Below are 12938 nucleotides of genomic sequence, written 5' to 3'. Positions count from 1 at the left end.
TTTCAGCTGAGCAGCTCCACGGGCTTCTCATATGTACTGTAACCATCTGTCTCTCCCAAAAAGGTATACCCATTTCGCGCATAAAAAGCATTCAACGTCACATTGCTCGCTCCGCAGTCCAACCGAACCGTATGTTTGCCCTCAAACTGAATGCCACTGCTGGACCATTGCAATATCGACCGCCCCAGACCGCTCTGAGCATATTTTCGTCGAATTGCCAAACGATGCAGATAGATTGCGCCATCCTCGGCGTGAGCTTTGGTACCCCAGAGATGAATATCCCATGGGCTTGGCTGAACCATAAGGATAACCATTCCCGCTACGTCCGCACCTTTTTTGAAAACAAAAACATCCCCACGCCGAATTGCCCCTGCCGTATCATGTGAATCTTCACCTTTAAGCAAAGCGTTCCATTGGGAAGAACCTTGGCTTTGTAACCATTCGGCTGTCTCCACCAGCAGCGACATCACATCCTCCGTATCTTCCGGCTTCGCCTGAACCGCTTGAAAACCATCGTTAATTAATTCGCTGCTGATTCTGAATGAGTGCATCATTGGTATCCTCCGCTTCCTGATCTCTATTAAACTAATGGTACTATACCGGGAAATGAATTTTTCGTCAAAATGAGAACAAAAAAAAGGTAAAAGGCAGCTGCCTTTTACCCGTCTATTCTGGCTTCATCAATAATCTGGTTTCGATATAACATCGTCAGGTGCAGAGTATCAAACTCCATTTCCTTGTCCAACTCCTGCATTAGCACTTCGACCAGACTCTTTCGCTGCATGCTGGTTCCAGGAACCTCGTATTCAATGTATCCCGTCAGATCAGAATGAGAAGTGTCTATGGTTGCTGTACCCACAGGCAATCCACCTCGCTCCTGAAGAAACAGCTCATATACCCTGAACTCCCGATCCTTACGCTTCAGCATGACATAACAAGTTTCTTCGGCAACTTCCAACTCATCCAAATCCGATTCATCGTTATCCTCATACTCCTCGGAAAAATCGCGATGTATCCACTCTAGTGTCTCAAGTTCGTTGCCCTGATGCCACATGCGGATTGTAATCGTATCAATGATGTCCTCATCCAGCTCCCTGACCAGCAACTCTGCCGCGGCTTCCAATTGATTCTCATCAGGCTCATCGTACCAGTGTATTTCGCCTTGTGCATCAGCACCATATTGTTTTAAGGAAGCTTCCGCAAGTCCCTGTCCATCGACATCATTAAATAGATATGTTGAGATGCTGCGTCCTGCGCTTATCATTTCCATCTCCAGGACATGATCCCGATCTTCATATGTAAACGATTCGGCTTGTGCACCAGGAATGACCTTCGTTTCAACACTGTCTTTATCGTCATCGCTCTCTTCATCATAAATGATATCTTCGGATGACCAAAACGACTCTGACTCAGGCATGTGCAGAACCGAATGTAATGAGCCACAACTGACCAGCACTTCATAATATGCAGCTTCCAACGCGTCCGCGAGGGATCGGACATAGGCATGCACTTTTTCCACAATACGTTCTTCTACATCATCTGGAAGAGACTCCTCATCGATCTGAAGACTACCGGATAAGCGATCCCCTTCTCTGTATACCACAAAAAGTGACCCGGCATATTGTCCATTGACCATTACATCCTGTACTTCACCACCTGATGTACGCAGGTCTGCAACCAACTCCACCTCATGTTTCATAACCTGTCCTCCATTCTTAACGTTATTCTCTTAGGATGCCCCTGAGGACGGTAGATTATGAGGCAGACATTCATTTCAGAACTAAGATCAGAACTAGACAGAACGGTTAGACGGATAACACATATTTTTGGATTGCGTGTGCCACTCCCTGCTCATTATTGGAGAGTGTCACCTCGTCTGCGGCAGCTTTCACCTCATCCGGTGAGTTATCCATGGCAATGCCTTTGCCTGCAAAGGTCAGCATCGTAATATCATTGAAGTAGTTACCGATCGCCATGATCTCCGAAGGCAAGATTCCCTTCGATTCGGCAAGCCTTTTGAGCGCAGCGCCTTTGGACGCTTCGGGATGCATCAAGTCAATAAAAAAGTCACCACTCCGTGTCATATAATAAGGCAGATTCCAGGTAGACCACTCCTGCAGTACAGCATCCATCTGTTCAATAGGACCAAATGCAGTGAATTTGGCCAGCGGCTCTGTCATGTCAACCCACTTGGGTAGCTTCATAGGCTCTGCCATGAAGTTGTAGTACATCTCACGCACTTGCAACCCCAAACCTTCCGGTTGATCGACATACAGGCCAAAAGCCGTATTGATGTCAAAATGCACTCCATTGGTCCGGCAGTAGGTGATGATGCGCTCAAGCCCCTGTCCATCTAATGCAAAATGATGAACCACTTCACGCGTATCCACCTGTGCTGTTACGGCGCCATTATGTGTAATGACATATCCATCCAGTCCCATCTGTTCCATAAAAGGAATCGTGTTGGCCGGACCTCTACCCGAACACAGAACGATCTCCGCTCCCTGACGGAAAGCTTGGATCAAGGTCTCTTGAGTCCATTCAGTAAGTTCATGATGATCATTGAGCAGTGTTCCATCTACATCAAGTGCAATTAATTTAATGGTCATTTTTGGTTTCATCCTCATCTGTTTAGTAGTCGCACCCACCCAAACCCTCCCTTCCGAGGGAGGGCCCCAGAGGGCTCTGCCCTCTGGACTCCCGTCTTGCTCACCGGCGGGAGGTCGGGTCTTGCTATGTGACGGTTGCCGTAGGAACGCTTGTTGCCGGGCACACCGCTGGTCAGCGGCGGTCCCTCCCAAGCTTAACCGGGACCATTACGGGCAGGGCTTTGCTTTCTGCCCGGCTCCCTGCTCCGCTTCGCGAAGGGCGGGAGCTTTCTCGCCTGCGGCGCCTAGTTTCGGGGCTTCGCTCCCCTTCACGACTCCCTGCTCCGCTTCGCGAAGGACGGGAGCTTTACTTCCGCAGAAGGTTCAACTCTTCTGCGGTTAGTTCACGATAGCTTCCGATAGCAAGATCGGAAGCCAGTTCCAGGTCACCCATGGCTACGCGTTTCAGATAAATCACACGTTTGCCTACCGCCTGAAACATGCGTTTTACCTGATGAAATTTCCCTTCGTGAATAACAAGCGAGATCAACGATACCGTGCCTTCTTCCGTCTCTTCCTGACCAAGGATTGTCAGCTCGGCAGGTAATGTCTCGTATCCATCATCCAGCTGAATCCCGGCTTTGAAACGTTGCACATCCTCTTCATCCACATTCCCCAGTACACGGGCTTCATAGGTTTTGGGTACATGCTTGCGTGGAGATAACAGATCATGCGCAAGTGGACCATCATTGGTAAGAATGAGTAGTCCTTCCGTATCCTTATCCAGTCGTCCAACAGGAAACGGATTGAAGACCCGATCCTCTTTCTGGAGCAAGTCCAGCACCGTCTTATCTCTGTTATCCTCCGTAGCAGACACGACACCTGGAGGTTTATGCAGCATCAGATAGATCATCTCCCGATACATAATCCGCTCTCCATCAGCTTCAATGACGTTAACCTCCGGATTCACCTGCACACCGCTGTCCTTCACCGCTTTGCCATCTACATGGATTCTGCCTTGCTTCACCATCTTTTTGAGTTCACTCCGTGTTCCCACACCCATATGACTCAATATCTTATCCAGACGCAACGTTTGTTTGCCTTTTCCACTCATACCGATGTCCACCTCCAGCCTGCCGGATATTCATTCTTCAGTACACCATCCAACCATTTTCCCCAGCCAGCAGCATAACCATCTACACATACAAGAACGTACCCTTTGGCAACCGTATCCGCCTTGAGCACCACTCGTTCTTCTTCAATATTCAACGTTTCCCCCTTGAGGTACCTCACGGCTTCGCCATCAGCGGATGACAGACTCACACTTCGCCGTGCCTCCGATGCATTCAGAGCACACGCAAGCGGGTGCGACGGAACAAATCGACCATTCTTGATCGTGCCCATAAACCAGCCTGGACGAATGACTTTCAGTCCCTCCAACCGGGCTGCCCCCACTGGCGATTGATACACACGATCTCCGTAACATACCGTTTCTCCGACGAGCTCAACCTCCAGTTGTTCTTTCATAAACTGAGTGTAGATCTCAACCGGGTCAATACTCGCCTGATCCGCTCCGCGTCCCTTACCCCGGTCCGACTTTCGACCACCGTGATCTTTGCCTTTCTTGCCATGCCTACCCGGATTCTTACCGTCACCGGTCTGTCTGTCATGGGACGCTCTGGATTCGATTCGCATCAAACGCTCTTTTTTACGATCAGCCTTGGTCATAGCAATTGAAGAAGCAGCAATAGAGTGACCCTGGTTCCCCTCTGCTTCAATCCTGGACACATCCGCGACCTGTCCACACTCCATTGCTCCTTCTTTAACTACTCCCGGTTGATCTTTTACTGATCCTTGACCTGCACGATGCTGCAATACAGCGACATAATGCCCTTCCCCTTCCAAAAGGTGAGGCCACAATCTTGTGGTACCACGCGTTTGATCCAGCACAGCTTTCGTCTCTTCTGCCTTCTCAGGCATCATCTGACGCACCCATTCTGGACGTCCTGGAGCGAATCCTGTCTCTTCTGGAATGTCCACTATAACGAAATCACGGTTTACATTCAGGAACTCTGCAATCATCGCTTCATTTTCCTCCGGCGCAAAGGTACATGTGGAATATACGATTGTTCCTCCCGGGGCCAGCAATCGTGCCGCAGTTTCGAGAATATCGCGCTGCATTATCACACATTTATCCACCGAATGATGTTCCCACGATTTCACCATGTCTTCATCTTTGCGGAACATACCTTCACCTGAACAAGGTGCATCAATTAATACTTTGTCAAAATAATGAGGAAACGCATTCGCGATCCGCTCGGGCGACTCATTCAGTACAACGGCATTTCGCACCCCGTACAATTCCACATTCTTGGCCAACGCTTTGGTACGTTCAGCATGGATATCGTTCGTGACAAGTACACCCTTGCCTTGCAGCTTTGCTGCAATTTGTGTCGTCTTTCCTCCCGGAGCTGCACACAGATCAAGCACACGATCTCCAGGTTCCACTTGCAATAATTCAACGGGAGCCATAGCACTTGGTTCCTGTATATAGTACAGGCCAGCATGATAATAGGGATGCAGACCTGGTTTAACACCATGAGGTACATAGAACCCGGTCTCACACCACGGAATAGCTCTTAGATCAAACGGAGCAATCTCATCGAATTGTTCCATCGATATTTTCAATGTATTCACTCTCAGTCCCGCATGCGGAGACTGCTCATAAGATTTCATAAATTGTTCAAACTCATCGCCAAGCAAACTTTTCATTCGCTCGGCAAATATCAAAGGTAGCTTTACACCCATATTCCCACTCATCCTGTCTTGGTAAGATTGCATTATCGTTTTATATTATCATATCCAGACTGTGCTTTCCTATCATATCGTTTCTATTCCACTACAGCGTGTAATGTAGTATAATGGCAAGTAGATTGATTTCTGAGCAAAAATTCGGGTGTTTATGCATATTATCCCAACCTCTATTTTTGCCAAAACTATTTTTCGATATGATCGATGGGGGATGTCCAATGAAATCCAAGAAGAAAAAGAAAAGTGCTGCGATCCTTATTTTCCTGGGTATTTTAATCATTATGATTGCAGCATTGGTTGTCGTAGACCAGCAATCCAAGAAACAGATGGATACGGTAGAGAATGCTTATGGCATCGCTGCCTCCAAGCTTAATCCAGCTACAAGGGAGCTGCTTAGCGATCCCAACTATCAACAAATTATTGTGCCCGCTGATCTCAAAGCAAAAATCGATAACAAAGATAGCTTCTTTGTTTACTTCTTCGCTTCCGACTGCTCACACTGCCGTGCCACTACACCACAGTTGATGCCGCTGGTTGACAGTGAAGGCATCGAGCTTCCGCAGTTTAATCTGCGCGAATTCGAAGCTGGATGGACGGATTACAACATCGAATTCACGCCTACACTCGTATACTATGAGGCTGGTGTCGAGAAGGACCGTATGGTTGGCGGACTGCAAGAGAATGGCAGTGACCAAGGCTATACGCTGGACGATTACAAACAATTTTTCCAAAAATATAAAGGCAGTGCCACTCCTTCGGCAAGCTAACGGATAGTTCAATATCGACACTAACCGCAGTAAGATACTGGTGTCACCCGATATTACTCCCATAAAGGACAGGTATACCATCTGCAATGATCTGAATATGACGCAATATTCAAAAAACACCCCGATCTTTCCCTTTACAGGAATCATCGGGGTGTTTCATATACATAGTAATTCATGTCCAAGGAATGCTCATTTTGACGCTAACGTTAATTATGTTCAACTTTTGCCCTGATCCATCGCCTTCATCTTCTCTTCGTAAATTCGTCCTCTAGTGGGACTCCGGCGCTGTGGAATATTAGGCTTCAGCTCAAGCGATCTCCTAAGTATCTCCTGTTCCAGTGCCTCATCAACAATCCGTATGGACAAATCCCTGTAAGTCACAGACTGAGCGTCGGATTCAGACAGTTCCTTCACGAGTTTCTTTACTTCCTGTACCAAAACCCCAAGATCAATGCCCAGAGTTGTATCAGGATAAGGTTCCAGAAGATCAACTGAACTCTGTAACATCATTATGCCTCCGCGGAGATTGCCATTCCTGAAGTGGTACAAACCAACAGCAATCTGCAACAATCCCTTATAGAGAGAATCGCGGTCCCGTTCAAGCCACAATTCTTCCAGCACCTCATGGCACTCGAAATAATCCTGATCCCGATTGAAGTAAATTAAGTAGTCAATGTACAGTGACTCATAGATGCTCATCCGGATTTTCGCCCTTTCTGGCGTTGTTCAGAAGTTCTTTCACGTCATCCAGCAAGTCTTTGAGTCCTTCCATGTCATGTTGTTCCCAGCAATCGTTAAAGCGCTTCTGTGCCTCAATCGCTTCACTGACAAGATGGTAGAAGTATAATTGATGAATAATATTCAATGTTCTTGACACGATATTGGAATCATCCTCAAAGGCCTTCTGTGCCTCCAGGATCTGCAAACGAATCGCTGACATCTCGTTATCCAGTACAAAAGCGGCCTCAGCCGTCTTTTTCAGCCTGGCGCGCATGTCATCCGGTAAACCCTCCCGAAACTTGTAACTCAGAGAATGTTCAATGGTAGCCCAGAAATTCATGGCAAGCGTTCGAATCTGTATCTCTGCCAATACTTTCTTTTGTCCCAGAGCCGTCTGAACGGGATACTCAATAATCATATGGAAGCTGCGATAGCCGCTCTCTTTGAAATTCGTAATATAATCTTTCTCAATTAAAACCGTGAGATCCTTGCGGCCCCGAATGTACTCGGCAACCCGACGGATATCATCCACGAACTGGCACATGATGCGGATACCTGCAATATCCTCAATCCCTGTTTCCACGTCATCAAGCGACACATTCAGTCGTCTGGATTTCTCCAAAATACTGGATATTTTTTTGACACGACCGGTAACAAATTCAATCGGGGCATACTCTTCCCGTTTCTTCAGCTCCGCCCGCATTGTCTTAAACTTGACTTTCAATTCCTCTACCGCTTGTTCATAAGGAAGTAAAAATGTACCCCAGTCTCTACCGTCCATGCTTATGCCTCCTGTCTCTATAGCGTCCCCTGTTCTATTCCATTATACATGATGTTTGGTGGGGGGAAGAGTCCCGAACCATTTTACGCTCTTCCATGCTTCTATGTTTTCATTCCGGGGATGCACAATCCTTCTCAACGGTGCTCCGCACCAACTGCTTCAGAGATATGACGATAACCGTCCTTGCGCAGTAACTCACGTAGTCCGGCATGAATACGCCGATTCACCTCAGGTCCTTCATAGATCAATGCTGTATATATTTCGACCAGACTTGCTCCAGCTTTAATTTTCTCGTATGCATCCTCACTTGTGAAAATGCCACCTGAACCGATAATCGGAAGTTTCCCTTCGGTCTGACGATAGATCTGGCGAATAATTTCCGTTGAACGCTCACGCAGAGGTTTACCGCTCAGACCCCCAGTTTCCTTCGCATGTTGGTGAGAAAGTCCTGTGCGGCTGATCGTTGTGTTCGTTGCAATAATGCCTGCAACGCCACTATCTGCAATCGTGCGAACCATATATTCAAGCTCCTGATCGTTCACATCCGGTGCGATTTTCACCAGTACCGATTTGATCGCCCCACCCGCTCGTGCATGCTGCACGTTCATCTCGTTCATGACCGCAGCGAGCAGTTCCTTCAATTCATTCCCATGTTGCAGATTACGCAAATCCGGTGTATTTGGTGAACTAATATTGACCACGAATAGATCCGCATAATCGTATAGCGCCTGAATGCACTTCGAATAGTCCAGGTGAGCTTCCTCATTAGACGTTGCCTTATTCTTGCCGATGTTAACCGCCACTGGAATGCGACGATCCTGAAGACGTGCCAACTCGCCTGCCATAGCTTTCGCACCGAGATTGTTGAAGCCCATCCGGTTCACCAAAGCCTCATCTGGAGGCAAGCGGAACAGCCGTGGCTGATCGTTACCTGGCTGTGCAAGTGGCGTCACGGTACCCACTTCCATGAATCCAAATCCAATGGAAGAAAAGCCCGTTACAGCCTGTCCGTTTTTGTCCAGGCCCGCAGCCAGCCCCACAGGTGTAGGGAAATGACAACCGAACATGTCAACAGCCAGATCCGACGTTTCACGAACACCATACATCACACGCAGTCCGGAAGGAACTGGACGGATGCTGCCCATGCCACTAAGGCCGCCAATAATCAGATGATGGGCCTGTTCAGGGTCCATTTTGAATAACAAAGGTTTAGCAAGACTTCTGTATAACAAATCACTCACTCCGTTCTGGTCCGGTACGCCAAAGAGCCGTTTGCCGTCTTTTCATATGTAAAAAAACACTCTACACTCAAGTCTATCCGTTTCTTATTAAAAAGGAAAGTAGTTTGCGCATAGACAGCACAAATCGAATAATACAAAATGCTCACAAGAAATCCACCCGCCTACTGGAAATGGCGAGTTGAATTCTTTACAATGAGAGCATGGTTACTCTACACCAGTCCTATTCCAATAAGGAGGAATAACTCATGGCTCCCAAACGTAAACCACCTGCGCTACAGCAAAAGAAAGAAGAAGTGAATCGCAAAGCCATTGCATGGACAGCAGCCAGTGTAGGCGGCTTGATCATCATCATTGGAGCTCTTATCATTATTGCCAACATGTAGATGATTCAGGCTAATTGCATCTGATTCTACATATCAAGCAGGTCAGTTCAGCCAGTGATACGTTTTGTTCGGATTATTTTGTTTCGGAACAAGTGTATGTTGATAACGCTGTTTCGCTTCTGGAACAAGCGTTAGATCTGGCAGCACATCTTCTCCGATGCGTACTGGAGTGCCTTGCGGAGCAAGGGCGAATAACTCTTCTACATCTCCTGTGCGCATTCTCACACATCCAAGGGACTCATCCAGTCCGATACTGTCCGGCTCGTTGGTCCCATGGATGGCATAATTCGTATCCGAGAGCTGCATGCCCCTGCTTCCGAACTCACCGTTCGAGTGACCATTTGGATTGACCACTTTATCTGTAATAACAAATGCTCCCTCCGGTGTTCGATTACCACCAAGTCCCACGTCATACATACGAACTATGGTGTTCCCACTGATCAAAGCAAGTTTATGTTTATCCTTATCAATGACAATCTCAAGCGGTTCCTGCAAAAAAGGCTTACCCCCAAGCGTATCCGCAAAAGCGGCATTTTTGCCTTGAGGGGAATTTGAAGTTGTCGGACCGCTCTCTTTCCCACTCGGATCGCCCTCTCCTTCCTGTGCCTTTCCTTGATGCACGGCTAACAGCTTTGGAAACATCTCTGTCATACCCGGTGCAGTCTCTCCCAAAATATTATTCGGAAATGGCTGGGCCAATTGCGTTACGCTCTTGGGCCAGGCGCCCTTTTGTTTGCGATAGGCAACGATTGAGCTCGATAATGATGCAGCGGCTTCTTGCTTGGCGGTCCACGCCAAGGCCATCTTTTTGATTTTCGGCATCACTTCAGGAGGTTCACAGTTACACTGCTCGGCATCATAACTCTGTGCAGTTAATTTCCCGCTTGTATTGGTCTGCACAATGTATTTCACAGGCATATTTCGCTTCCATAAAGACCAATCATCCGAAGCTTGCATCCCCAGTACAGCCGAAGTCTCTACTTTCGGACCAGACCCCGACCAGGCAGCTGCGAGCGCAGCCTCGCCATGGTTGCCTCCACCAAATGCTGCAGCAGTGAACACATTACTTGGCGGAATGGCTGCAGTCCCATCTTGCTGATCCGCTGCTACAGGGTCAGGCATGTCATCCGTGGATTCCAGTGCAGATGACAGTGTATCGACTGCTTCACGACTGAAACCCGGAGCATCCGCAGGTGGCAGACCTGCCAGAACAAGCAGCATTAACAACGTAAGCCACATTTTGCGTCTACGTAGTTTTTTCTCCTTTTGCTCAGACATCTCCACCAATTTCTCCTGATAGTCCACCCAGATGTCAGCAGGAGCTTTACTACGTTCAAATGCTTCGTAAACCTCGCCCGCTTGCTGAAAACAATAGTTGGCTTTAGCCTCCTGCCCTTCGCCCAAGTACTCCTTTCCAAGTAGATACCAGGCCATTTTATTGTCGGGATGTTTCTTGACATATGTTCTTAGATGAGTATTTTGCATCCGATCCTCCACTATTTCGCCTTTTTCCGTATAACATTATATATCGGCATAACCAGTCGATGAATCCATAGGACTTCAGTACCCGGTGGGAAAAGGGTTTTCGACAATAATCGGAGACAAAAAAAGCACCTTCCCTTGTCGTAAAGACAAAAGAAAGTGCTCTGTGTTCATGTGAGAAATACTTAGCCCTCTTTATTGAAAGGCTCGTCCGCTACTTTGATGGAATCTGTAGGGCAGCCGTCGCATGCATCCTGCATATCGTCAAACAAGTCGTCTGGAATAGCTTTAACACCATGGTTAGCATCGCCGTCAAAGATAACTTCTGCCAAACCTTCATCATCGTAATCGTAGATGTCAGGAGCCGTTGCTCCACAAGCACCACATGCGATGCATGTGTCTTTTTCAACCCAAGTATATTTACTCATTTACATTCTCTCCTCCTAAAATTCGAAACGTACAGTGTTTTTATCTAGAAACATATTAAACCAAAGCAAGAATAATTACAAATCATTTTGCAACCACAAGTCTCTATTATCCCCTATTCAATCAAGACTTTGCAAATTATCTTTTTGCAGGGAAGTCCCCCGCACTTTATGATTGCGAAGCAGCACGGAAGGATCGTCCCCAAGCATACCTGCGGTCACAACGGCATTCTCACCAAACTTATCGCGTAACTGATCCATAATTCGAATCAGATTGTCCTTCTTGGGCTTCTTCTCATATTCGAACAAGTCCATCTGTACAGCGGATTCTTCTCTTGGAATCAAATTTTGAAGCGTCACACCCAGCATGCGTACAGGTTTGCCACTACCCCAATGCTTCTCAAATAGTTTACAGGCTTCACGATAGATGACCGTTGCATCCTCCGTAGGAACTTCCATTAGACGTGATCGGGTGATCGTTTTCATATCTGGTGTCCGAATGGTAATCTGAATACCCTGGCTGAGCATTTCGTGCTTGCGCAATCTTCTGGCTACCTGGTCACTTATATTGAGGAAAACACGATGTATATCGTTCATATCCGCTACATCCGCTGGTAAAGTGGTCGTATGTCCAATGGATTTATTGGCTTCCCGTTCAGCGTGAACCGCGGAATGGTTAATGCCGTTTGCAGAATTTTTGAGCCATGCTCCATTGACTCCGAATAGTTCGGTCAACATGTTCTCATCCGATTTAGCCAATTGACCAATCGTCTCGATGCCCAGTTTTTTCAGCTTCTCAGCCGTCTTTTTACCAATGCCAAACATCTCGTTACATGGCCTGTGCCAGAGAATCCGGGGTACATCCCTCATACGCAAAATGGAGATACCATTTGGTTTTTTCAGATCTGAAGCCATTTTCGCCAATAGTTTGTTGGGTGCAATGCCAATGGAACAAGGCAGCCCCAATTCATCCTTGATTCTACGCTGAATGCTCTCCGCAATCTCCATCGGATTCCCGAATTGCCTTGAGCCTGTAATATCAAGATAACACTCATCAATGGACGTCGCCTCAAGTTGAGGCGTATAACTATACGCAATTTGCATGAATTCTCTTGAATATTTGCGATAGAGATGAAAATCAGGACGAATCACGATGAGATCAGGGCACTTTTTCATCGCTTGGTGCACAACCATACCTGTTGAGATGCCCCGGTTACGAGCGGCATATGAGCAGGTTACGATTACACCCTTGCGCAGTTCACTGCTACCCGCAACGGCCGTTGCTTTTCCTTTATATAGATCCGGTTCCTCGGCTTCATGTACAGAGCAGTAGAATGCATTCATATCCACATGCAGAATCACCCGTCCGGCTGTAGGGTAATATTGATCCACATTCGCTGGAGGATTGCCGTCTGAAGACATCATGAACTCCCGCCCTTTCATGCACACTATTTAATGAAACGAATTTCTTTCTTCTATAGTATATCAAAACCACTATGTAAATTCAGTCACGTGATTTTATTTTCTGTGAGATCTGATCAGAGACCGAATAATCAGCCAACCTACACTTACAACAAGAATCAAAGTGATCAGGGTAATAATCGTATTTTCCCATAAAAAAGTCAAAATCAACCCTCCTTTTCTTCCATTTATTTCAATTAAGCCTTAATAATAGATTATAACACACATTCGAATTATGAATGACTTCCCCTTTTTCGCTCTAAAATCCGATAATTGTTA

13 protein-coding genes are annotated in these 12938 nt (G+C 46.9%); 2 read left to right on the top strand and 11 right to left on the bottom strand.

Annotation, left to right across the window (positions count from 1 at the left end; genetic code table 11):
- Nucleotides 1-2: 2 nt before the first annotated feature.
- From M1D71_RS09635 to M1D71_RS09615, 5 genes are all read right to left on the bottom strand, one after another.
- Nucleotides 3-551, bottom strand: coding sequence for a GNAT family N-acetyltransferase (locus M1D71_RS09635; RefSeq protein WP_458127209.1), 549 nt, complete (start codon nucleotides 549-551; stop codon nucleotides 3-5).
- A 107-nt stretch (nucleotides 552-658) separates the two neighbouring features.
- Nucleotides 659-1699, bottom strand: coding sequence for a hypothetical protein (locus tag M1D71_RS09630; RefSeq protein ID WP_458126253.1), 1041 nt, complete (start codon nucleotides 1697-1699; stop codon nucleotides 659-661).
- A 106-nt stretch (nucleotides 1700-1805) separates the two neighbouring features.
- Nucleotides 1806-2609 (bottom strand): Cof-type HAD-IIB family hydrolase, encoded by an 804-nt coding sequence (locus M1D71_RS09625; RefSeq protein ID WP_458126252.1) that lies wholly within the window; start codon nucleotides 2607-2609, stop codon nucleotides 1806-1808.
- A gap of 346 nt (nucleotides 2610-2955) precedes the next feature.
- Nucleotides 2956-3702 (bottom strand): pseudouridine synthase, encoded by a 747-nt coding sequence (locus M1D71_RS09620; RefSeq protein WP_458126251.1) that lies wholly within the window; start codon nucleotides 3700-3702, stop codon nucleotides 2956-2958.
- Nucleotides 3699-5396 (bottom strand): RsmB/NOP family class I SAM-dependent RNA methyltransferase, encoded by a 1698-nt coding sequence (locus M1D71_RS09615; protein WP_458126250.1) that lies wholly within the window; start codon nucleotides 5394-5396, stop codon nucleotides 3699-3701. Before M1D71_RS09615 ends, M1D71_RS09620 begins: the two co-directional genes overlap by 4 nt.
- A gap of 221 nt (nucleotides 5397-5617) precedes the next feature.
- Between M1D71_RS09615 and M1D71_RS09610 the strand changes: the two genes are divergently transcribed.
- Complete coding sequence (locus M1D71_RS09610; protein ID WP_458126249.1) at nucleotides 5618-6166, top strand: thioredoxin family protein; 549 nt, start codon at nucleotides 5618-5620, stop codon at nucleotides 6164-6166.
- A gap of 216 nt (nucleotides 6167-6382) precedes the next feature.
- Here the strand turns inward: M1D71_RS09610 and M1D71_RS09605 are convergent, their stop codons facing one another.
- The 3 genes from M1D71_RS09605 to M1D71_RS09595 all read right to left on the bottom strand — a co-directional run bounded on the left by M1D71_RS09605 (nucleotide 6383) and on the right by M1D71_RS09595 (nucleotide 8899).
- The gene (locus M1D71_RS09605; protein WP_458126248.1) at nucleotides 6383-6865 is read right to left on the bottom strand and encodes a DUF309 domain-containing protein; all 483 of its coding nucleotides are present in this window, start codon (nucleotides 6863-6865) and stop codon (nucleotides 6383-6385) included.
- Nucleotides 6852-7667, bottom strand: a complete 816-nt coding sequence (locus tag M1D71_RS09600) for a GTP pyrophosphokinase (protein ID WP_458126247.1) — start codon at nucleotides 7665-7667, stop codon at nucleotides 6852-6854. Before M1D71_RS09600 ends, M1D71_RS09605 begins: the two co-directional genes overlap by 14 nt.
- Nucleotides 7668-7801: 134 nt before the next feature.
- Nucleotides 7802-8899 (bottom strand): quinone-dependent dihydroorotate dehydrogenase, encoded by a 1098-nt coding sequence (locus M1D71_RS09595; protein ID WP_458126246.1) that lies wholly within the window; start codon nucleotides 8897-8899, stop codon nucleotides 7802-7804.
- Between the two features lie 254 nt (nucleotides 8900-9153).
- Between M1D71_RS09595 and M1D71_RS09590 the strand changes: the two genes are divergently transcribed.
- Nucleotides 9154-9291, top strand: a complete 138-nt coding sequence (locus M1D71_RS09590; protein ID WP_017689367.1) for a hypothetical protein — start codon at nucleotides 9154-9156, stop codon at nucleotides 9289-9291.
- 42 nt (nucleotides 9292-9333) lie between these two features.
- Here M1D71_RS09590 and M1D71_RS09585 read toward each other — a convergent pair whose 3' ends face one another.
- From M1D71_RS09585 to M1D71_RS09575, 3 genes are all read right to left on the bottom strand, one after another.
- On the bottom strand, nucleotides 9334-10776 hold the full coding sequence (locus tag M1D71_RS09585; protein WP_458126245.1) for a L,D-transpeptidase family protein: 1443 nt from the start codon (nucleotides 10774-10776) through the stop codon (nucleotides 9334-9336).
- Nucleotides 10777-10958: 182 nt separating this feature from the next.
- The gene (locus M1D71_RS09580) at nucleotides 10959-11201 is read right to left on the bottom strand and encodes a ferredoxin (protein WP_017689369.1); all 243 of its coding nucleotides are present in this window, start codon (nucleotides 11199-11201) and stop codon (nucleotides 10959-10961) included.
- A gap of 117 nt (nucleotides 11202-11318) precedes the next feature.
- Entirely contained in the window at nucleotides 11319-12620 is a 1302-nt protein-coding gene (locus M1D71_RS09575) for a DNA polymerase IV (protein ID WP_458127208.1), read from the bottom strand.
- Between the last annotated feature and the right edge of the window lie 318 nt (nucleotides 12621-12938).

This window comes from Paenibacillus sp. Z3-2, assembly GCF_054161325.1.
The sequence above is the reverse complement of the archived record's forward strand: the minus strand, read 5'-3'. Positions and strand labels throughout refer to the sequence as shown.